Annotated in this window: 16 protein-coding genes and 1 pseudogene; 14 read left to right on the plus strand and 3 right to left on the minus strand. The window is 54.7% G+C overall.

The window, feature by feature from the left end; translation table 11 throughout:
- Complete coding sequence (locus AC3B5A_RS06950; protein ID WP_489799935.1) at window positions 1-573, plus strand: single-stranded DNA-binding protein; 573 nt, start codon at window positions 1-3, stop codon at window positions 571-573.
- 261 nt (window positions 574-834) lie between these two features.
- On the opposite strand, the gene AC3B5A_RS06955 is transcribed toward AC3B5A_RS06950, so the two are convergent.
- The gene (locus tag AC3B5A_RS06955) at window positions 835-2,916 is read right to left on the minus strand and encodes a M13 family metallopeptidase (protein WP_489799937.1); all 2,082 of its coding nucleotides are present in this window, start codon (window positions 2,914-2,916) and stop codon (window positions 835-837) included.
- A 134-nt stretch (window positions 2,917-3,050) separates the two neighbouring features.
- On the opposite strand from AC3B5A_RS06955, the gene map reads away from it, so the two are divergent.
- Window positions 3,051-3,827: a type I methionyl aminopeptidase gene (map, locus tag AC3B5A_RS06960; RefSeq protein WP_489799939.1), complete on the plus strand. Its 777-nt coding sequence runs from the start codon at window positions 3,051-3,053 to the stop codon at window positions 3,825-3,827.
- A 204-nt stretch (window positions 3,828-4,031) separates the two neighbouring features.
- Here map and dapD read toward each other — a convergent pair whose 3' ends face one another.
- Entirely contained in the window at window positions 4,032-4,994 is a 963-nt protein-coding gene (dapD, locus tag AC3B5A_RS06965) for a 2,3,4,5-tetrahydropyridine-2,6-dicarboxylate N-succinyltransferase (protein ID WP_489799941.1), read from the minus strand.
- Window positions 4,995-5,352: 358 nt separating this feature from the next.
- Between dapD and prfB the strand changes: the two genes are divergently transcribed.
- From prfB to AC3B5A_RS07025, 12 genes and pseudogenes are all read left to right on the plus strand, one after another.
- Window positions 5,353-6,474, plus strand: coding sequence for a peptide chain release factor 2 (gene prfB / locus AC3B5A_RS06970; RefSeq protein WP_489760482.1), 1,122 nt, complete (start codon window positions 5,353-5,355; stop codon window positions 6,472-6,474).
- 202 nt (window positions 6,475-6,676) lie between these two features.
- Window positions 6,677-7,769: pseudogene (gene ftsE / locus AC3B5A_RS06975) on the plus strand (cell division ATP-binding protein FtsE); the annotation flags it as partial.
- A gap of 205 nt (window positions 7,770-7,974) precedes the next feature.
- Window positions 7,975-8,898, plus strand: a complete 924-nt coding sequence (ftsX, locus tag AC3B5A_RS06980; protein WP_489799943.1) for a permease-like cell division protein FtsX — start codon at window positions 7,975-7,977, stop codon at window positions 8,896-8,898.
- Window positions 8,899-8,994: 96 nt separating this feature from the next.
- Window positions 8,995-10,335, plus strand: a complete 1,341-nt coding sequence (locus AC3B5A_RS06985; protein WP_489760444.1) for a CHAP domain-containing protein — start codon at window positions 8,995-8,997, stop codon at window positions 10,333-10,335.
- Between the two features lie 140 nt (window positions 10,336-10,475).
- On the plus strand, window positions 10,476-10,961 hold the full coding sequence (smpB, locus tag AC3B5A_RS06990) for an SsrA-binding protein SmpB (RefSeq protein WP_489760442.1): 486 nt from the start codon (window positions 10,476-10,478) through the stop codon (window positions 10,959-10,961).
- A gap of 202 nt (window positions 10,962-11,163) precedes the next feature.
- Complete coding sequence (locus tag AC3B5A_RS06995; protein ID WP_489799945.1) at window positions 11,164-12,789, plus strand: cell wall-binding repeat-containing protein; 1,626 nt, start codon at window positions 11,164-11,166, stop codon at window positions 12,787-12,789.
- Between the two features lie 292 nt (window positions 12,790-13,081).
- Window positions 13,082-14,002: an ABC transporter substrate-binding protein gene (locus AC3B5A_RS07000; protein ID WP_489799947.1), complete on the plus strand. Its 921-nt coding sequence runs from the start codon at window positions 13,082-13,084 to the stop codon at window positions 14,000-14,002.
- A 250-nt stretch (window positions 14,003-14,252) separates the two neighbouring features.
- On the plus strand, window positions 14,253-15,245 hold the full coding sequence (locus AC3B5A_RS07005) for an amino acid ABC transporter permease (RefSeq protein ID WP_489799949.1): 993 nt from the start codon (window positions 14,253-14,255) through the stop codon (window positions 15,243-15,245).
- A gap of 13 nt (window positions 15,246-15,258) precedes the next feature.
- Window positions 15,259-16,098 carry an amino acid ABC transporter ATP-binding protein gene (locus tag AC3B5A_RS07010; RefSeq protein WP_489799951.1) on the plus strand — a complete coding sequence of 280 codons (840 nt, stop codon included), beginning with the start codon at window positions 15,259-15,261 and terminating at the stop codon, window positions 16,096-16,098.
- 82 nt (window positions 16,099-16,180) lie between these two features.
- A complete protein-coding gene (gene glmS, locus AC3B5A_RS07015) occupies window positions 16,181-18,070 on the plus strand; it encodes a glutamine--fructose-6-phosphate transaminase (isomerizing) (RefSeq protein WP_489799953.1) in 1,890 nt (629 codons plus the stop codon).
- A gap of 52 nt (window positions 18,071-18,122) precedes the next feature.
- The gene (locus tag AC3B5A_RS07020; RefSeq protein WP_489799955.1) at window positions 18,123-19,040 is read left to right on the plus strand and encodes a pseudouridine synthase; all 918 of its coding nucleotides are present in this window, start codon (window positions 18,123-18,125) and stop codon (window positions 19,038-19,040) included.
- A gap of 79 nt (window positions 19,041-19,119) precedes the next feature.
- On the plus strand, window positions 19,120-20,532 hold the full coding sequence (locus AC3B5A_RS07025) for an ABC transporter substrate-binding protein (RefSeq protein ID WP_489799957.1): 1,413 nt from the start codon (window positions 19,120-19,122) through the stop codon (window positions 20,530-20,532).
- A 135-nt stretch (window positions 20,533-20,667) separates the two neighbouring features.
- Here AC3B5A_RS07025 and AC3B5A_RS07030 read toward each other — a convergent pair whose 3' ends face one another.
- Window positions 20,668-21,435: a type III pantothenate kinase gene (locus AC3B5A_RS07030; RefSeq protein ID WP_489799991.1), complete on the minus strand. Its 768-nt coding sequence runs from the start codon at window positions 21,433-21,435 to the stop codon at window positions 20,668-20,670.
- Window positions 21,436-21,549: the final 114 nt, after the last annotated feature.

Here is a 21,549-nt window from a genome sequence, read left to right on the forward strand (position 1 = left end):
ATGCAACGGGCAACGGTTACTATCAGCGGTTTTGTAGGTGCAGATCCAGAACGCTTCGGCAGAGAACAGGAACTGCTTGGCTGCACATTGCGCGTCGGATACACCCCGAGATATTTCAATCAGACGAGCGGCCAATGGGTTAACCGGCCTACGGTGTGGATTGTCGTAAAAGCGTTCCGCACATTGGCGCAGCACGTGGTGGATAGCGTGCACAAAGGGGACCCTGTTATTGTCACCGGTTCGTTAGGGGCCGAGGAGTGGAGCGTGAACGGTGAAACTCGCAGTCGTCTCGTGTTGGAAGCGGCTGGTATCGGGCATGATTTGTCACTGGGAACGGCGACGTTTGTCAAGCACAGCGCAGGGCGTGCTGAACATGGATCTGCAGAAGGCACAACAGAAGTTGACAACGCGGCGCAGACAGACCGCGAACCCTTGGAACAACATGTTCAAGGTGCAGAGCCTACCGACATACGCGATAAGCACACATTGCCGTGGGAAAACGAATCATCTCACGCAGCATCGGGTGAGATGATTCCCATACCTGCTGATGCCACTGGTGAGGACCCATACTGATACAAACGGAACAATGCGCGAATCAGATGATGCTGATGCCCAGGCATATACGGGGTGGACCTGCGTTGTGTAAATTTCTTTTCGATACACTGATCGAACAGCGGTCTGTAGCGACGTGACCGACAATGTGGCATCATGTCGGTCACGTCGATCGGCGGATGCCAGCACCAGTTGCAGAATGCCGTTTCCACCTCGGTGGTGTGCGTCCGCTGCGCACTTAGGAGAACGTGTGTAATGGCGGACGCACACCAAAAGTTGCTACTACCAGATGTGCACGCGATCTTGTGGAGCCAGCCAGAGTGCGTTATCCGGCGTAACGTCAAACGCCTGATAGAACAGGTCAACGTTTCGCGCTATGCCGTTGGTACGGCACTCCGAGGGAGAATGCGGATCGATCTGCAAGTACTGCTCGGTGAGCTCATCGCGCTGCTTAGTGCGCCAGATGGAGGCGTAGCTGAGGAAGAAGCGCTGCACACCAGTGAACCCATCCAGCACTGGGGCACTTGCCAGTGCCTGTTCAATGCCTTCTGCAGAGCTGTCAACCGGCTTGCCGGCGGCTTTATCCAGTGCGAATGCGTACGCCTTGAGTGAGATGTTGACGCCGCTCAGATCGCCGATGTTCTCGCCGATGGTAAGAGCGCCGTTCACATGAGGCGCCTGATCGGGATTATCGGCATACTTGTCGAGCAGCTGGGAAGGGGTGAATGCATTGTACTGCTCAATCAGTGCGGCGGTAAGTTGTTGGAAATTCGCCTTATCTTCGGCGTTCCACCAATCGTGGAGCTTTCCGTCACCGTCGTACTGACTGCCCTGGTCGTCGAATCCGTGTCCGATTTCGTGTCCGATGACGGTGCCGATGCCGCCATAGTTGGCCGCGTCGTCCGCATCCGGATTGAAGAACGGAGGTTGCAGGATGGCCGCAGGGAACACGATGACGTTCATGGACGGGTCATAGTAGGCGTTTACCGTCTGCGCGTTCATTTCCCACTCTTCACGGTCCACAGGCTTGCCGACCTTGGAAAGCTGGATTCCATTCTCGAAGAAGGATGCCGCACGCAGATTCTCCACCAGAGAGGCATCGGCGCTCAGCGTGAGAGCGCTGTAGTCACGCCAGTGGTTGGTATAACCGATCATCGGAGTGAATTTAGAGAGTTTTTCCAATGCCTTGGCTTTGGTCTCCTCGCTCAGCCACGTGCTGTGCTCGATGGAGACGTGGTATGCGTCGATAAGATTGGTGACGAGCTGTTCCACACGCTGCTTGGAGGTCTCGGGGAAGTGGCGCTTGACATATTCGCGTCCGATGTCCTCGCCGCAGATGCCGTTGACCAAGGAGACACCGCGCTTCCAACGATCACGTTGTTGCGTGGTGCCGGAGAGTACACGACCATAGAAATCGAAGTGCGCCACATCAAAATCGTGGCTCAGCGCACTGGACCAGCCTCGGATAAGCGAGATCGAAGCCCACAGTTTCAAGTCATCCAAGCTGGTGTGGTCCCAGAACGAATCCAGACCGGAGAAGAAGCTCGGTTCGTGCACGATGGTCCTGGCCATTGCGGCTTTCAAATCAACCGGTTGAGTACTGCTCACCGCGGTGCCGTCATAAGACTGCTGCCACGCCTCAATCCATGCGTTAAGGTCAAAATGCTCAAGTGACTTGGCAAGCTCATCGAAGTCGGTGGGGTTGTAGGTCTGCTGGGAGTCACGCGTCTTCACATTGTCCCAATGGTGGGAAGCGATGGCGGTTTCCACTTCCAAGAAACGACTGGCTTGGGAAGATGCCTGACTGGCATCGGATGCACGGCCTGACAATTCCAGCAGCTTCGCCACCATGGCGTTGTACTGCTCGCGAACTGGCTGATACCGGTCTTCTCGATAATAAGCCTCATCAGGCAGTCCGATGCCGCCTTGTTCCAAGTGCAGAATATTCATCTCAGGATTGTCCGGGTCACCATACACGCCGAATCCAAACAAGCTCGGTCCGTCGGCAGGGTCGAGCGCGCCAAGCGCCCGAGTCAGGTCAATCTTGCTGTCTGCCTGATCGATGCGTTCCAAATCGGCGCTGATGGGCCCGATGCCCGCCTCTTCGATGGCATCGGTGTTCAGGAAAGAACGGTAGAGCGCCTGGGACTTGTGTGCCGGGCAGTCAGCATCCTCAAGAATGTCGCGAACCTGGCGTTCCGCATCCTCGGCGAGCTTGTCGAACGAACCGTAGCGGGCCCGGTCTTCGGGAAGGCTGTAGGTGTCCACCCACGGCCCGTTCACGAAACGGAATAAATCGTCTCCCGGTGTAATGACCGAAGAGAACGAGGAAGGATCAATACCTGAAATGTGAGAAGTAACCATGTCACCACTCTACGCGGCTTCGATGACACCGGCACCTGAGCATAGGTATGGCTAAACCTCGTGGCAGCACAGTGTTGCGGCAGAGCACTGCCGGTGTAGTTTCGATGTTGGGAACGCGCAGTAGGGTTAGAGGCATGATTGAACTGAAGACCCCCGCCGAGATAGAGGCGATGAAACCTGCCGGACGCCTTGTCGGCAGTATTTTGAAAGAACTCAAGGAAGTCACCAAGGTCGGCACGAACCTGCTTGAGATTGACGACATCGTGCGCCAGCGCATCGAAAGCTGCAAAGGCGCCGAATCCTGCTATGTGGATTATGCGCCCGACTTCGGCACCGGCCCGTTCAAACACTATATTTGCACTTCTGTCAACGATGCTGTGCTCCACGGTGTGCCCTACGACTACAACCTCAAGGAAGGAGACCTGCTCAGTCTCGATCTTGCCGTGAGTGTGAACGGTTGGTGCGGGGACTCCGCCATCAGTTTTGTGGTCGGAGCTCACCCCGATCCTGAGGATCTGCGTCTTATCAAATGCACCGAGGACGCACTCGTGGCAGGCATCGCCGCAGCTCAGCCGGGCAATCGTCTGGGCGACATCTCTTCTGCGGTGGGTGAGGTCGCGCATGAGCAGGGCTACAGCGTCAACCTTGAATTTGGCGGGCATGGCATCGGTCGTGTGATGCATGCCGATCCACATGTGGCCAACGATGGCCGAGCACATCATGGCTATAAGCTGCGTCCGGGCCTGACCATCGCCATCGAGCCGTGGTTTATGAAAACCACTGATGAAATCTACCAGGATCAGGGTGATGGCTGGACGCTGCGCAGTGCCGATGGTTCGCGCGGTGCCCACACTGAGCACACCATCGCCATCACGGAACGCGGCCCCGAAATTCTCACCGTCCGCGAGTAGACAGGATACATTTTCTGCGCATGGTGTTTATTGTGTTGACTCTCATCATGCCCACGTAAGCGGAGCTTGATGAGAGTGCGCATGTATCAGACTTTGCAGTCTGGCGACACTTACCGCATACGAGTAGATTCAAGCACGGCCTCTAGCAGCCCTTGCGAGTGCGAGATGGTTGCTAGAGGCTGATTGGTATTGCAGATTTTGGTTTTAGTTCTTGTGCAGCTTCTTGTTGAGTTCGATACCTGTCTTGCGGTGGCGCGCCTCAATGGTGCCGGTCACGGAGTTGCGGATGAAGAGGATGTTGTCTTTGCCGGAAAGATCTGCGCCCTTGACGATCTCCATCGGCTCTCCGGCAGCCAGCTTCGCCTTGTCGAACAGGGTGATCTTCGTGCCGGCGGTGACATAGAGGCCGGCCTCCACTACGCAGTTGTCGCCAAGACTGATGCCGATACCCGAGTTTGCGCCAAGCAGGCTGTGCTCACCGATGGAGTTGCGCAGCTTGCCGCCACCCGAGAGCGTGCCCATAATCGAAGCACCACCGCCGACGTCGGAGCCGTCACCCACCACCACGCCTTGCGATACACGGCCTTCAATCATGGAAGTGCCGAGCGTACCTGCGTTGAAATTGACGAATCCGGCATGCATCACGGTCGTGCCTGCGGCCAGGTGCGCGCCAAGGCGTACACGGTCGGCATCGCCTATGCGCACGCCTTCGGGCACGACGTAATCCACCATGCGCGGGAACTTGTCAATGCTCAGTACGGTCACGTCGTTGCCGACGGCCGTCGCGTCAAGCTTGCGTTGTGCAAAGTTCGGTACGGCAAACGGACCCATATTCGTCCATACTACGTTGGAGAGTTCGGCGAAGATGCCGTCAAGGTTCAGTGTGTTCGGCGCAGCCAAGCGCATGCTGAGCAGATGCAGACGCAGATAGGCATCTGCGGCACCATTGACCGGGTCGTCAAGATTGGATTGCACGAACATGGCCTCACGGCGTATGCCTCGTGCATCCGCCTCATTGCGAACTAAAGTGCCGAAACGATGATTTGGCATCGAACTCTTGTCCGGTACTTCGCCGAGATGGGCTTCGGGGAACCACACATCCAGTGTTTCGCCTTGTTCGTCGATGGAGGCCAGACCCCAGCCCCATGCTTTGCGTTGTTCGTTCATACGTCCTCCTGCAGGTGTCGGCCGAAACGTGCACTGCTCGTTACGGAACTGATTACTGCTTAGTGTAGCGGTGCCGTGTGCCTATATCATAGTTCTCGTGGCATGTCTTTTGATCAAGTATGGGATTGATTCACAAGGCATGGCGAAATCAGGCGTCACAGATACAATGGCGAGCGTGAATGACTATAGGAATGAGCGGGAGCGGAGGGCGAGGCGCGAGCGAATGACGAAGCTGACGTGCATCGTCGTTGTGGTCGCCATGCTGCTGGCGGTGGTCGTTCCTGCGATATTCTCCGTGTTTTGATTGACTTGCCGGAACCGGCACAGATAATCGGTAGGCAGTGAGTAAGGGCGAATGATGGCAGATTTTGATTTTTCACAGAGCTTGGGCGAAGCGCGCACCAAGTTCGATTCGATATCCCAGGCGCTGGATGTGGATCGGTTGAAGTCCCAGATTGATGAGTTGGGACAGGAAGCAGCCAAACCGGATTTATGGGATGACACCGCGCACGCGCAGAAGGTGACCAGTCAGCTCTCGGCGCTGCAGGGACAGTTGAAGAAGCTGGAATCCATCGGAGCCAAGCTCGATGACGTGGAAACGTTGTTTGAGTTGGGGCAGGAAGAGGATGATGCCGATTCCATGGCGGAGGCCAAAGCGCAAGTGGCTGTCGTGCAGGCTGAGCTCGACCAGATGGAGATTCAGACGCTGCTTGACGGCGAGTATGACGAGCGTTCCGCTGTGGTGACGATTCGCTCGGGTGCCGGCGGCGTGGATGCGGCAGACTTCGCGCAAATGCTGCTGCGTATGTATCTTCGCTGGGCCGAGCGCAACGGCTATAAGGCGAAGGTGATGGATACCTCATACGCTGAAGAGGCGGGCATCAAATCGGCCACATTCCAAGTGGATGCGCCCTATGCGTATGGCAGACTCTCGGTGGAGGGAGGCACGCACCGTCTGGTGCGTATCTCGCCGTTTGACAATCAAGGCCGGCGTCAGACCAGTTTCGCGGCAGTTGAGGTCGTGCCTCTGGTGGAGGCCACCGACCATATTGATATTCCGGATTCAGATATTAGGGTAGATACGTACTGCTCGTCCGGTCCTGGCGGTCAGGGAGTGAACACCACGTATTCCGCGGTGCGCATTACCCATTTGCCCACGAATATTGTGGTGACGATGCAGGATGAGCGAAGCCAAATCCAGAATCGAGCCGCCGCCATGGCTGTGCTGCAATCCAGGCTGCTGGTGCTGCGCCATGAGGAAGAGGCTCGCAAGAAGAAGGAACTGGCCGGCGACATCAAAGCCAGTTGGGGTGATCAGATGCGTTCCTACGTGCTGCACCCTTACCAGATGGTCAAGGATTTGCGTACCGGTTTTGAAACCGCGCAGACTCAAGCGGTGTTTGACGGTGACATCGATGGATTCATCGATGCCGGCATTCGCTGGCGGCATGAACAGCGGCGGCAGACTGCCGAGAGCTAGCGTATTCACCCTGAAACAAGGGAAGAATGCACCGGTGAACTCACATAGTTCATCAGGTATTTGGGCAGATATGTATGCGGTACCGTCAGGTGTCGTGAAGTTGTAGTGTTATGGGTTGTATGGATTACACAGGCAACGCCTGTCAGGCCGGAGTTCAGGGTACATCTCGTACCGGGGCTTCTTCCGAACTGAAGGAGAGCGGATGGCGCTAATCACACTGGACAAGGTCACGAAGATTTATCCGAAGGGCACCAGAGCAGCACTGGACTCGATCGATCTGAACATCGATCGAGGAGACTTCGTCTTCTTGGTGGGTGCTTCGGGCTCAGGCAAGACAACGCTGCTGAGTTTGTTGTTGCGAGAAGAAGAAGCCACCGACGGGGAGATTCGTGTGGCCGGCAGTGATCTGCGACGTTTGACGTCCCGTCAGGTGCCGCAGTACCGGCGTTCCATAGGGTTCGTGTTCCAGGATTACAAGCTGCTCAACAACAAGACCGTGTGGCAGAATGTCGCGTTTGCCTTGGAAGTGATCGGCACCAATCGGTCCACGATTCGCTCCTTGGTGCCCAAAGTGTTGGAAACAGTTGGTTTGAGCGGCAAAGAGCGGAGTTATCCTCATGAGCTTTCTGGTGGAGAGGCGCAGCGAGTGGCCATTGCTCGCGCCTATGTGAACCATCCGCAGTTGCTGTTGGCCGATGAGCCTACAGGAAACCTCGACCCCACCACTTCGCTTGGCATCATGGAGGTGCTCGATGCCATCAACCGTACCGGCACCACGATTGTGATGGCCACGCACAACGAGGAAATCGTCAACTCGATGCGCAAGCGCGTCGTAGAGCTGCATAACGGCAAGATTGTGCGTAACGAGGCTCATGGTTCCTATGATTCGGCTCTGTACTTCCCGGATGCCGAAGTGGAGTCGAAAGCCGCGCAGGTCATCGACCCGGTGATGCATAACTCCGTACCGGTTCCTGCTGCAGCGGCTCCAAGCAGGGCGCAGGCGCCACAAGACTCAGTATCTGCGGTGCAGCCATTGCAAGTGCAGCAGACGATGCAGGGGACTCAGGCGGCACCGGCAATGCAAACAGCACAGACGGATAATCGTTCTGTGCGACGGCGCAATCGTTCCGAAGACACTCGTCAGGCTATGGATGCGGTAGTTGATGCGGTAAATGCTACTGCCAGCGGCGATGATGGTATTGCCAGATTGGCCAACTCAGTGCACTCAGGCAGAACAGGGCGGTACGGCGAAGTGTTCCAATCAGCTGAGACCACGATGACATGGGGGCGCGGCATCGGCGATTTGAAGCCCAAGGGTGGCGCTCGCAAAGCTGGTGCAGAGACTTCCATGAAAGAGCAAGTTCAGCAGCATGTCAAAGAAGAAAACGGGGTACGGAACGAGTCTGCTGCGCGTCATGCCGAGAATGGGAGAACTGCTCGCAGCCAATCAAATGGTTCGGCAGAGCGACAGCAGGGTACAGATAGAGGAGAAGGTCAGCAATGAGATTGCGGTTCATTATTTCGGAAACATGGACGAGCCTTCGTCAAAATGTCTCCATGATTTTATCGGTGATGTTGGTCACCTTCATCTCTTTCGTTTTCATCGGTGCTTCAGCGCTCATGCAGGCCCAGGTTACCAAGGCCAAGGGCGACTGGTACAAGGAAGTAGAAGTCGTGGTGTGGCTGTGCCCGGATGGCACCAGCCAAGTGGCCAACTGCTCCAGTGGCAAGGCTCCAACACAAGGGGAGATCGTTGATCTGGAGGACAAAATCAACAGTGATCTGAGCGATGTGGTATCCAAAATCACCTATCAGAGCCGCGATGAGTTCTACAAGAACACGTTCCTCAAGCAGTACCCGGATGGCGTCTATCAAGGGAGGACCTTGACCGCGGCCGACATGCAGGATTCGCTGCGGCTCAAACTCAAGGATCCCACAAAATACCAAGAGGTGTCCGAGATACTCACCGGCAAAACGGGAGTGGAGGAAGTGCTGGATCAGCGTCAGATATTCGACCCTGTGTTCAGCATACTGAACAAAGCCACAGCGGTCACTGTTGTGCTGGCTGTGGTAATGGTGATTGTTGCGGTGCTGCTGACCGGCACGACTATCCGCATGAGTGCGGCGAGCCGAAAGAACGAGACGGAGATCATGCGGTTCGTCGGAGCTTCGAATTGGACGATACGATTGCCGTTCATCCTAGAAGGTGTATTTGCATCATTCCTGGGATCGGTGTTGGCATCCGCGGCGCTGAGCGCCATCGTACAAGTGTTCATTACCGATGGCATCGCCAAATCGGTGCAATGGATGCCGTTTATCGACCAGACCACAGTGTGGTTGACGGCACCTGCGCTGATTGTGGGTGCTGCCGTGCTTTCTGCCATTGCCTCCGCAATATCGCTGCGACGGTATCTGAAAGTATGAGTTGTTGCCTCGAAATGTTGCAATTGCTCGTGCGACACGGGTTCAAGCTTAGTCCTGTACAATGGGTGCTTAGTTGCATAAGGATGGTGAATTTCTATGGGTAGGATGCGGCGTGTGAATGTGGTGGCTGGTTTGTTGGTGTCGGCTGTCACAGTGTTGAGTTCGGGTGCGTTTGTGTTGTCGGCTGGTGTGCCGCAGGCGCGGGCCAGTGTGGTGAATGAGTATCAGCAGCGTGTGGCTGAGCAGGCTGATTTGAAGAAGCAGTTGGCTGGTGTGAATCAGGATTTGGCGAATCAGATTCTGCAGCTTGATGATTTGACGTCCAATAAGATTCCTGATGCTCAGGCTGATGCTCAGAAGGCTGAGGATTCTGCGTCGCAGGCGAAGAGTCTGGCTCAGTCCACGTCGGATAGGTTGGCTGCTGCGAAGAAGGATAAGGCTAATCTGGAGCAGCAGATCAGGCAGACCGGTGCTGATTATGATGATGCCAAGGCCGGTGTGGCTCAGCAGGCTCGGGATAGTTTTCATGGTTCCGAGGCGTCGACGGTGATGGATGTGGTGACGAAGTCTTCTACGACGCAGGATTTTGTTGATAAGATGCAGTCTTCTGCTGCGGTGACTCGTAGTGAGGCTAATGCGGCTGCAGACGATGCCGTGACGTTGAACACTTCACAGAATCGTAAGCAGCGGTTGTCTGCTATTGAGCGGGAGATTGGGAAGTTGAAGAGTCAGGCTGATGTGCAGGCGGCTTCGGCTCAGCAGGCGTATGATGCTGCTTCTGCTAAGCAGGCGAGTTTGCAGGCGTTGCGTGATCAGAGTGCTGCTGCTCGTGAGAGGTTGGAGTCTCAGAAGAGTCAGTTGACGAGTGCTTCTGCCAGGCAGGCTGCTGATATTACGATTTTGGGTGCGAAGATCGACCAGATGAACCAAAGTGTAGCTCCGCAGTACACCACTGTAAACGCCCACTCAGGAGGAGCACAGCAGGTTTCTACAGGGAAGGCGCCAGCTCAAGTCGCTCCTGCGCCTAGTGCCCCCTCAGCTGGTTATGCTGGTCATCCGTCAGGTGATTCTGGTCAAGGTTATAGCTCGTACCCAGGGCGAAATTGCACATTGTGGGCTTATATACGCCGTCACCAGCTTGGATTGCCTGTAGGTGATTATTTTGGTAATGGCGCACAGTGGGCAGATTCTGCGCGGCGTAAAGGGTATAGTGTTGATCGTACTCCGCGAGAAGTCGGCGACATAGTGGTGTTTGCTGCTGGACAAAGTGTAGGCGGACATTGGACTGCTGATTCTACTTGTGGGCATGTGGCGATTGTGGAGGGTATCTTCAGCAACTCGATTGTGATTTCTGAAGGCGGCAAGGGTTTTGCGACCTTCCCGGCACGTGAGACTTTGACTGGTAATTTGGGAGCTTATGAGTATATTCATCGCTGATTACTCAGATAGGTTTATAGGGCATTGAGTTGAAAGTACGTCACTGCTACGTGGTGGTGTTTGCTGCATGTCAATCATGTACAGTTGGGATAAGAGATACCGTCTTAGACAGAGTAGTGGACACAAGGTTGGGGACAAGTATGGCGAATAACAAACAGCCTATTGAGGTGAATGTTGCACAGAATCGCAGAGCGCGCCATGACTATGTTATTGAAGACACTTACGAAGCAGGTGTGGCTCTGACTGGAACTGAGGTGAAGTCGCTGCGTGAGGGCAGGGCTTCGCTGGCAGAGTCATTTGTTTCCATCGACAGGCGTGGCGAAGTATGGCTGGAGAATGCCAACATTCCTGAGTACTTTAACGGTACATGGAACAATCACGCTCCCAAGCGTAAGCGCAAGTTGTTGCTGCATGCTGCTCAGATAGCCAAACTCAGCCGGCAGACCGATGCCAAGGGATATACTGTTGTGCCGTTGCGCTTGTACTTCAAAGGAAGCAGAGTGAAAGTCGAGGTTGCTCTAGCTCGAGGTAAGAAAGAATATGACAAGCGACAAGCCTTGCGTGAGGAACAAGATAAGCGCGAGGCCCTGCGCGTGATGAGGTATAAGAACCGTCTTCCATATTGATTGCAGCATAATTGGGAACACCAGTTCACCTCATATTGAATGTCTGGATGTAACAAGTGTTGTCGAGTTGAATTAGTTTATGTAATATAGATCACATGTGCAACATAGTGTTGTGCACGGTCGCCAGAAGTTGAGAGCGATGCAACGCAGTTTCTTAATAGCATGTTAAGGATGTCCCATGTCAAAAAGACACGTAGGATTAATGAAAAAATTAGCAGCCAGTATTGCCGCAGGTACAACGTTACTTGCGTCATTTGTGGCATCCGCAACTTCTGCACAAGCAGATGATGTTTCCCAGTCGACAATCTCGAGTAACGCGGTGTCTGCCAAGACGGCATGCGTACCTGATAAGTCTACGGTGCGTCAATGCTTCCCCGATCCTAACTTTGCTGAATTGATGTCGTGGTTTACTAATACAAAATCAGATAGTATTTTGACCAGTAAAGCGATATCTAAAGTAACATATATCGATACAGTGTTCACTGATCCTAATCCTCATCCGAGTTGGGAATTAATTAGTGCAATTAAGAGTATTGAGGGTATACAAGTATTCACGAGCTTAACAAGTATACACTTTATTGGAACGCAAGTATCTGATCTGACTCCTCTTCGTGATTTACGGAAGCTCACATACTTAGATTTGAGTGACAACCGTATTAGCAATATTGATGCATTGCAAGGTTTAACAGGTCTAACGGTATTGTTTATCAAAAATAATCAGATTCGGAATATTCTGCCTTTGAAAACATTACTCGAATCAATGAAACCTGTTGCAAGGCTCGATCTCGATATTAGTTATAATCCGATTACTGATTTTTCTCCTATTCAGGGGTCAGCATGCCAAAGTAAAATCAGCAATATACAATTTGGTGTCACTCCTAAGAAACTAGCAGGTAATCTTCGATACGACACGGCCAGTCAGGTAGTGTCGGAAGCTTTTCCTGGCAAGTCCTCGACAGTGATACTGGCGAGCGGCGATAACTATCCTGATGCGTTGTCTGCTGCCGGTCTGGCAGGTGGATTAAACGCCCCAGTGATGCTCACGGATCCAGCAACTTTGTCAGTACAAGCCAAGAGCCAGATTACTCGTCTAAAGCCGTCCCGCGTAATTATTGCCGGTGGTACCGGTGCGGTCTCGGCACAAGTGGAACGTTCGGTTGCTGGTTTGGTTCCAGCGAATGGCGTGGTTCGTATAGCAGGAAGCACAAGGTACGATACAGCTGCCAAGATTTATGAGCAAGGTGCTTCCACCTTTGGTGTGAAGTGGTCTGATACTGCCATTGTGACTACAGGCGGTGGATTTGCGGATGCGCTTTCCATATCTCCCTACGCATATGCAAAGAAATCTCCTATTTTCCTTGCTGACAGTAACTCTGGGTTGGATGCTAAAACGGTTGCCGACATCAAAGCACGCGGGTTTAATCGAGTAGTGGTGCTCGGTGGTACTGGAGCAGTTCCGTCAAAGGTGGAATCGCAAGTGCGCTCCGCTGGTGTGCGCAGTGTGGACCGGGTTCAGGGCGCAACTCGATATGCCACTAGTGGGGCAATTGCCAAGTATGCAGTCAAAGACGGTACACTAGGCTTCTCAAACCCAGTATTTGCAACGGGTGCTAATTTCCCGGATGCTCTTGTTGGTAGTGCTCTTGCTGGTTCTAAAAAGTCAGTGTTGGTGCTTACTAATCCAGATAAGTGGGACGATAGCGATGTCAAAGCGACGCTGAACTGGATGGGTCAAAGTAAATTCAGTATCAAACAGGCGTATCTGCTCGGCGGTATTCTGGGTGGTGATATTTGTGGCAGTCTAGGTTTGCCGTTGTCCGCCGCATAGTTGCTATAAATAAATTGCAAAGTGTTGAGGGTGTCCAGCAATGAAGAGCTGGACACTCTGCTCATATTAGATCGGCAATGGTGCCTGGTCGGGAATCTTTTCCATTAGGTGTGAGTGGATGTAGTGATGTGCCGTCGAGCTTGTATAAGCTGTGTATGAAGCAGCTCTAGATGATCAAAATATGTGGTGGTGTGAATATTGATATGAGTATGAATAAATATTCTTTCTTGTGGATAGTATGTGTTATGCTTGAGTGAACGGTAATACAGATTTGCTAGGGGAGAGGTGGTATATGGTTCGGCAATATGTAAAAAACATATGCGCTGCAGCAAGTGCATTGGCGTTGTTGGGATCTCTAGGAGCGTGCGGCACCTCTGACGCCCGAGGTGCGAACGCCACTATTCCCGGCTACGATGTGAGCCATATAGCTGCAGACCCGGAGGTCATGGCAAAAGTGCCGAAGGAGATCTCTGAAGACGGCGTATTGACCGTGGGCAGTGAAACAACCTATGCGCCTGTGGAGTTCGTGGCGCAAGACGGTAAAACGGCCGTCGGTTTTGAGATTGACATCGCCAAAGCTATAGCTAAGGTGATGGGATTGCGTGAGCAGACAATCTACACCCCGTTTGATTCCGCCATTCCAGGAATCGGATATAAATACGATGTAGGCATCTCCGGTTTTACCATCACTCCAGATCGTATGGAGGTTGTGGATTTCATCACCGATTATGCCGGTGGCTCCCGGTTTGTCACGCAGCAAGGCAACCCACGCAAGGTGGATATCAATCATCTCTGCGGTACAACCGTTGCTGTGCAGACAGGCACCATGCAAGAAGAAGATTTGCTTGATGCCAAGCAACAATGCAAAGTCAAACAGGATAAGCCACTGCATGTTCAATCAATGAGCTTGCAAACCGACGTAACCACTGCGGTGACAACCGGCAAAGCCGATGCTTTCTATTCGGACGCTACAGTTGGCGGATACGCGGTACAGCAAACCGGGAAAGCATTGCAAGAACTCGGCAGTCAAATTGGTGTCATCCCGCAAGCCATAGCTGTGAAGAAAGGGGATACTGCAGCGGCCAAAGCCATGCAAGCCGCCCTTAATAAGCTGATTGACGATGGCACGTATATGAAAATCCTCAAATATTGGGGCGTGGAGTCCGGAGCTATTGAGCGGGCGGAGATCAATCCTGAGGTGAATGATGACTGATGCTCAGACGCGTATCGAGACCGAGGGAAGTCCTTGCGCGAGTCGTGTGGCTAGACGACGATGCGCGTGTGGATTCGCTTATTGGGGTTTAGAGCGACATTCAAGAGCGGACTGACGAGCAATCAACTGTTACAAGGTTCATCCGCAGTGGCATAAGTAACGTCACTTCCAATAATTATCCGTTTCTTTATCTACAGCAACACTACATACCGCGTATTGCTTTGAGCGGTCACCTAAGAAAGAAGGCGCCATGCATCATCAGCGTACCCAGCAATCAGAGATACCGAATCCCATCGAGGCGTTGCCGGTCAAGCGTCCTGGGTCTATCGTCGCCGGCATCATTGTAGCTTTGCTGGCGCTCGGACTGGCACACGGATTGGTCACGAACGACAAGCTCGAATGGCCGGTAGTTTGGCATTACCTGTTTGACGAGAATGTGTTGGACGGCATCGGCTGGACATTGATTCTCACCGTTGGTGCCATGATAATAGCCATAGTGCTGGCAGTCGTGCTGGCCGTGATGCGCAAATCAGTGAACCCGGTACTGCGCGGTGTCAGCTGGTTCTACATCTGGTTCTTCCGTGGCACGCCTGTCTACACGCAGCTGGTGTTCTGGGGGCTGTTCGTAGTGCTGGTGCCGAGGATTTCCTTGGGTATTCCTTTCACGGATATCGCGTTCTGGTCAATCAGTTCGCAGGACGTGAACAACCTCATCGAGCCTGGCTTCCTGGCGGCACTGCTGGGACTGTCCCTCAATGAGGCGGCGTACCTCGCGGAAATTGTGCGCACCGGCCTCGATGCGGTTGATCTAGGCCAAGAAGAAGCCGCGCAGGCGTTGGGTATGAGTCGCGGTCAGATTATGCGCCGCATCATTTTGCCGCAGGCTATGCGTATCATCGTGCCGCCAACGGGCAATGAGACCATCGGTATGCTCAAAACCACTTCACTGGTCATGGCCATTCCTTTCACCCTTGAACTGCAGTTTGCCACCACCACCATTGCGAATCGCATCTACAAGCCCATTCCGTTGCTACTGGTGGCCGGTATCTGGTACCTGCTCATTACCTCGGTACTCATGGTACTGCAGTCCAGGTTGGAAAAATATTTCGGCAAAGGGTTCAGTAAGCAGAGCAGCGTACAAACTGACGGTGCTGCATCAGCGGGTGAATCGAATGTCGAATCCGGCAACATCGCCGCTTCGGGCAAGACGGTAGATAGCGCATTTCTCGGTTTGAATGCATAAGAAAGGCTTTAACATGTCAACAGCAACAGTACAGCCTAGTAAGGCAGCAGTGGCAGAACAACAAACCGGCAGCGGGAGCGCCACGGTTCCCGCAGTCAAGGCGCGAGGGGTACACAAGGCATTCGGCCCAGTGCATGTACTTAAAGGCGTTGATTTGACCGTCGAACCAGGCACCGTAACCGTGATTCTCGGCCCCTCTGGATCAGGGAAATCAACCATGCTGAGGCTTATCAACCAACTGGAGACCTTGAGCGCCGGCAGCATCGAAGTCAACGGTGAACTCATGGGCTTCAAGCATGTCAATCGCGGTGGGGAAGACAAGCTGCAGACGCTCAATGAAAAAGAGGTGGCTGCGCAGCGAGCACAGTTGGGTATGGTATTCCAACGCTTCAATCTCTTCCCACACATGACCGCTCTGGAGAATGTGATGGAAGCGCCGGTCCATGTAGCCAAAGTGCCCAAAGCACAAGCGCAGGAGCAAGCGCTCAAAGAATTGAAGAGAGTCGGGCTGGCTGATCGTGCTGACTATTACCCTATGCAGCTCTCAGGCGGACAGCAGCAGCGCGTGGCCATCGCCAGAGCTCTTGCCATGAATCCCAAAATTATGTTGTTCGACGAGCCTACTTCTGCGCTCGACCCCGAGCTGGTCGGCGAAGTGCTCAAAGTGATGCGCGGCCTGGCTGATGACGGTATGACCATGATCGTAGTGACTCACGAGATCGGCTTCGCCAAGGAAGTGGCCGATCAGGTCGTCTTCATGGACGGCGGTGTGGTGGTGGAGCACGGCGGTTCCGACATTATCGATCATCCGGATAGTACCCGGTTCGCTGAATTCCTGAACCATGTGTTGTAGTCAGATTCTCTTAAGCGCTGTGACATGACTCTCATGAAAAAGAGTGTTGCTTTTTCATGAGGGTCACGTACCATGGGGCAGTATGTGTGGAATCGTAGGATATGCAGGTTGCATGACCGCGTGCGGCAAGCCGCTTGACGTGTGCATGGAAGGCCTTGCTCGTTTGGAATATCGTGGCTATGACTCGGCTGGGGTGGCCGTGGTTGCGCCAGGACTGGAGCGCGCTGAAGTACGCAAGAAAGCTGGCAGGCTTGCCAATCTGGAAGCGGATCTTGACCACAATCCGCTTCCGGCAGCGACCTCGGCCATCGCGCATACCCGTTGGGCTACTAACGGTGAACCGAGTGACGTCAATGCACATCCGCATGCCAGCGAAGACGGCAACATCGCCATCATTCACAACGGCATCATCGAAAACGCCGGTGAGCTGCGCATGAACCTGCAGACCCAAGGTGTCACATTTTTATCCAAAACCGATTCCGAAGTGGCAGCCAAGCTGCTTGGCCGTGCCGCCAACGACATTATCGAGTCGACCGGCAAACCTGACTTGTTCGAGGCGCTGCGCCGTGTAGCGCGCATGCTGGTTGGAGCGTTCACCATTCTCGCCGTCGATTCCAGGCAGCCTGACATCGTTGTGGGCGCCCGGCATGATTCCCCATTGGTTGTGGGATTGGGAGAGCATGAGAACTTCCTCGGATCCGACGTGGCAGCCTTCGTGGCCCATACCAAAGAGGCCATGGAATTAGGCCAGGACGAGGCGGTGTGCATCAGCGGTGAAGATGTGACCGTGACTGACTTTGAGGGCAACCCGGTCACGGATTCCAAGCGCTTTACTGTGGATTGGGATGCTGGAGCTGCGGAGAAGGGCGGCTGGGATTCATTCATGGACAAGGAGATCCATGAAGATCCAGCGGCAGTCAACGATACCTTGCTCGGCCGGTTCAACGCCGGCGGCGATATTGTGCTGGACGAAGTGCGTATCGAGCCGGAGGTGTTCCGCTCGGTAGACAAGATCATCGTGGTGGCGTGCGGCACTGCAAGCTACGCCGGCATGGTGGCCAAGTACGCGATTGAACATTGGGTACGTATCCCCGTCGAGGTGGAGCTGGCTCACGAGTTCCGCTACCGAGACCCGATCCTCACCCCGCGCACGCTCGTGGTCGCGATTTCACAGTCAGGGGAGACCATGGATACCCTGATGGCGCTGCGGCATGCACGTGAACAGGGGTCTCGCGTGCTCGCCATCTGCAACACGCAAGGTTCCAGTATTCCTCGTGAGTCCGATGCGGTGCTGTATACCCATGCCGGACCGGAGATTGCGGTGGCGTCCACCAAAGCATTTGTGGCTCAGATCGTGGCGGCGTACTTGCTTGGCTTGTACTTGGCTCAGGTGAAGAACACGCTGTACACCGATGAGATCCACAATATTGTCTCTCAGCTTAAGGCCATGCCGCAGAAGATTCAGTGGGTGCTTGACACGCAGAGCGATACGGTGAAGAGTGCCGCCGAGCGATTGCTGAACGCTCATTCGTTCCTCTTCCTGGGGCGCCATGTGGGCTATCCGGTCGCTATGGAAGGTGCACTCAAGCTCAAGGAGATTGCATACACCTTCACGGAAGGTTTTGCTGCCGGGGAGCTGAAGCATGGGCCGATCGCGCTTGTGGAGCCCGGCGAGCCGGTTGTGGTGATTGTGCCCTCGGCCCGAGGGCGGGATACGTTGCATAGCAAGGTTATCTCGGGTATCGAAGAGGTGAAGGCGCGCGGTGCATTCACCGTGGCTATCGCCGAAGAAGGCGACCCGGATGCCGAACAATACGCCGATGTGGTCTTCTGGCGGCCTCCATGCCCCACACTGCTCAGCCCGCTGGTCGACGTGGTGCCGCTGCAGTTGCTCGCGCTTGATATGGCTGGTCTCAAAGGCTACGACGTGGACAAGCCGCGCAACCTTGCCAAATCGGTGACTGTCGAATAGTCGAATAGCGGTGCTGTTGTGATGCACATACCGTGCGTGGGATTGATGTACGATGCGTGACAAGGAAGGTCGGGGCGAGGATCATGGTCGCGGTCGTGCTCACCGGTGGGTGACTCACGAGCCGGAAATTCCATTCGACCTGCCGATACTCTATGCCGACGCGTCCATCATTGTGGTGGATAAACCGCATTTTCTGGCCACTACACCGCGCGGCATGTGGTACCGGCAGACTGCGCTCATTCGTTTGCGTGAGCAGTTCGGAGATGAACGCATCGTCCCCGCTCATCGATTGGACCGTATGACGGCTGGAGTGGTGCTGTTCGTGCGTGAACCGAATTTGCGAGGTGCGTATCAGACGCTGTTCCAAGAGCATCGTGCCGTCAAAACGTATGAATGCTTGGCTCCGGCAGCACCTCTTGTTCGTCCCCCAACAGGGACAGTTGCCTGCCTCGATCCGCCGAGCGTTTTCCCGCTGCGCCGCCGCTCGCACATCGTCAAGGAACGCGGCCGCCTGCAAGCCTACGAAGTGCCCGGAATGCCCAATGCAGAAACCGACATTGAGCTGGCTCATAGCAATGTCATTGCTCTCAAGACCGGTTCTGCCAGTGTGGATATGCCATGTTTGCGCGGTAGCGGTGCCAGCGTCAATACTGGTGCCGGTGGCATAGATACGGCGCAGCGTCGTCATGTCGGCCGCACGCGTTCGCACGCATTGTACCGTCGCTATGTGTTGCACCCTCGAACCGGCAAAACCCACCAGTTGCGGGTGCATATGAGCGCACTTGGTTTGCCGATAGTCGGAGATGACATGTATCCCGAGCTTCGGACGCGTGCATACGATGATTTTTCGCAACCGCTCGAGCTTGTAGCGCGATCCCTTGAATTCTCGGATCCGGTTACCGGTGCACCACGGTGTTTTCTCTCGAGCATGCCACTGGGCATGTCGTCAACCACGCATTGCGCAGCTTGACTAGCGCAGTCCAGTGGCTGCAGCACAGTGGAAGACAACAAGACCGGCAACAGGGATCGAATCGAAGGGCAGGAGGCGCATGGCAAAGCGAAGGGGAGCATGGAAGCGTGCAGTCGCAGCGCTGTGCGTCTCGGCGGTAATGCTGGCGCTCGGTGCCTGCGGCCAGCAGGATACGCGAACCGTGGTCAGCGTGTGGTCTTGGGAGCCGAGCATGCAATCCGAGGCGCGGGCTTTCGAAAAAGACAACCCTGACATTCGTGTCGATGTGAAGAACCAGAGCGGTTACGACAACCTCAACACCGCCATACAGGACGGGTACGGCCTGCCCGACGTGGTGCAGCTGGAATACTACGCGCTGCCGCAATACGCGGTGAGCGGGCAGCTGCTCGACATGACCGATATGACGCAATCCTACAGTTCTGCCTTCACGCCCGGCACATGGTCGAGCGTACAACTCAATCAACGCGTGTACGGCGTTCCTATGGATTCCGGTCCCATGGCGTTCTTCTACAATCAGGAGGACTTCGAACAAGCAGGTGTCGACGCCACCGCCATCCATACGTGGGATGACTACTATCGTGCCGCCAAGAAGCTTAAAGCGATCGGCATCACCATCGCAGCCGACTCCGGGGACGCCAGCTTCTACAACGCTATGATCTGGCTGGCAGGAGGCAACCCGTTCAGCTCTTCTGCGGACGGCAAAACCGTGACGGTGAATTTGGGTAAAGACGGCGGCACCATGAGCTTCACCAAATTCTGGCAGAAGATGATTGATGAGGGCCTGGTGAACACACGCCTGACCACGTGGTCGGACGGGTGGAAACGGGCGATAGGCTCAGGAAGCGTGGCATCTGTATTTTCCGGTGCATGGATGCCGTCGATGCTGCTGACCGATGTGCCTGGATCTGCAGGTCTGTGGCGTGTGGCTCCCATGCCTACCGCAGACGGTAAACCCGGAGGGGCTGAGAATGGTGGATCGGCGTTGAGCATCCTGCAGTCGAGCCGCAAACCTCGGGCGGCATTGCGCTTCATTGAATACGTATGCCACAGCAGGGAAGGCATCGACCGTCGTGTTGAAGGCGGCGCATTCCCCGCGGATGTGCAGACCTTGTCCAGCAAGGCGTTTCTTGAGAAGACGACGGTCAAGGACTCGCGCGGAGTCGATGTGCCCTACTTTGGCGGGCAGGAGTTCAACCGCGTGCTGTCTGCTGCTGCACAATCCGTCTCGTCAGAACATCAGTATCTGCCATTTGAGGTGTATGCGCGCAGCAATTTCCGATCTACGGTCGGCAAGGCATATGAATGGTCGAGTAAAAAACTGGTGTTTGATCAGACGCAGAAGCGTATTGAAGAAGGGCAGACCAACGCTGACGGCAGTCCGTTGCAGTTGCCGGAAAATCCGGGCACTGAAGTGAGTCTGAAAGATGGCATTGCCCAGTGGCAGGCCAATCTCAAGGAGTATGGCGTCAATCAAGGCTTTACGATGCGCTAGGATGTGCGCTCGCGACTTGCTGCAGCGATACCGTGTGTGTAGGTTCAGCCTTGGCATTGGGGTATGCGGTGCCTGCACTCAGACCGCATACCCCAATGAGGCAGATCCTTATGGTTGATAATTGTCGGTTGCCGGCTACTGCTTGTTTTTGCGGTGGATGAACTCCATGCCTTTGAAGATGAGATCGGGGTCGTAGACATCGATCATGTCGGTATGGTCGGCGAGTATGGCGCCCAGGCCTCCAGTGGCCACTACGGTAAAATCGGAACCAATCTCTTGGTGGAACTGGTCGATGATGCGTTCGGTGCCACCAAGGAAACTATAGAACAGGCCTGCTTGCATAGCGGTTTTGGTACCCGTGGCAAGAATGGAATCCGGTTGGGTGATTTCCACCTCCGGCAGTTGTGCCGTGCCGTTCCACAGTGCTCCGGCAGCGGTTCGCAGACCGGGGGCGATGAGACCGGAAATGATGGAGCGCTGTTCGTCCACAAAGTTGAACGTGGTGGCTGTGCCAAAATCGGCTACGAGTACGGGTCCGCCGTACAGGTAATATGCTCCCACGCAATCGGCCAGGCAGTCGGCGCCAAGTGACTTGGGGTCGTCGAGCCTGATGTTCAGACCGGATTTTACGCCGGGGCCAACCACCATGGGTTCGAATCCCAGGAACTTGACGATGCTGGCTCGGAACGAGTGCATGACCTGCGGCACCACGGAAGAGATGATGACATCGTCGATGTTGTCCGGCTTCAGGCCGTCGAGCGCGAGCATCTGCACCAACGTCAGTCCGTATTCGTCCGAGGTCTGGCCTCCGTTGGTGGTGAGCCGGTATGTGCTCACGATTTCGCCCCGATCCAGCAGTCCGATCACGATGTTGGTGTTGCCTATATCCACTGCAATGAGCATGATGCCGAGCCTTTCGTCTTGTGGCTTCATCATATGGGAGGCCGTGCACACCAGAATACGAACGCTGAAGACTGACTGGCAGACAGGTGTGGTGCAGGACTCATTGCCTGCGTA

The organism is Bifidobacterium sp. ESL1133 (assembly GCF_058107325.1).

Bases quoted from the DNA above. Each gene is read 5' to 3' on its own strand.
- smpB (WP_489760442.1), top strand. From the start codon at position 10,476: ATGGCGAATAACAAACAGCCTATTGAGGTGAATGTTGCACAGAATCGC.
- AC3B5A_RS06955 (WP_489799937.1), bottom strand. From the start codon at position 2,916: ATGGTTACTTCTCACATTTCAGGTATTGATCCTTCCTCGTTCTCTTCG.
- AC3B5A_RS07030 (WP_489799991.1), bottom strand. From the start codon at position 21,435: ATGCTCATTGCAGTGGATATAGGCAACACCAACATCGTGATCGGACTG.
- AC3B5A_RS07005 (WP_489799949.1), top strand. From the start codon at position 14,253: ATGCATCATCAGCGTACCCAGCAATCAGAGATACCGAATCCCATCGAG.
- AC3B5A_RS07020 (WP_489799955.1), top strand. From the start codon at position 18,123: ATGCGTGACAAGGAAGGTCGGGGCGAGGATCATGGTCGCGGTCGTGCT.
- AC3B5A_RS07025 (WP_489799957.1), top strand. From the start codon at position 19,120: ATGGCAAAGCGAAGGGGAGCATGGAAGCGTGCAGTCGCAGCGCTGTGC.
- ftsX (WP_489799943.1), top strand. From the start codon at position 7,975: ATGAGATTGCGGTTCATTATTTCGGAAACATGGACGAGCCTTCGTCAA.
- AC3B5A_RS07000 (WP_489799947.1), top strand. From the start codon at position 13,082: ATGGTTCGGCAATATGTAAAAAACATATGCGCTGCAGCAAGTGCATTG.
- dapD (WP_489799941.1), bottom strand. From the start codon at position 4,994: ATGAACGAACAACGCAAAGCATGGGGCTGGGGTCTGGCCTCCATCGAC.
- AC3B5A_RS07010 (WP_489799951.1), top strand. From the start codon at position 15,259: ATGTCAACAGCAACAGTACAGCCTAGTAAGGCAGCAGTGGCAGAACAA.
- prfB (WP_489760482.1), top strand. From the start codon at position 5,353: ATGGCAGATTTTGATTTTTCACAGAGCTTGGGCGAAGCGCGCACCAAG.
- AC3B5A_RS06950 (WP_489799935.1), top strand. From the start codon at position 1: ATGCAACGGGCAACGGTTACTATCAGCGGTTTTGTAGGTGCAGATCCA.
- glmS (WP_489799953.1), top strand. From the start codon at position 16,181: ATGTGTGGAATCGTAGGATATGCAGGTTGCATGACCGCGTGCGGCAAG.
- AC3B5A_RS06985 (WP_489760444.1), top strand. From the start codon at position 8,995: ATGGGTAGGATGCGGCGTGTGAATGTGGTGGCTGGTTTGTTGGTGTCG.
- AC3B5A_RS06995 (WP_489799945.1), top strand. From the start codon at position 11,164: ATGAAAAAATTAGCAGCCAGTATTGCCGCAGGTACAACGTTACTTGCG.
- map (WP_489799939.1), top strand. From the start codon at position 3,051: ATGATTGAACTGAAGACCCCCGCCGAGATAGAGGCGATGAAACCTGCC.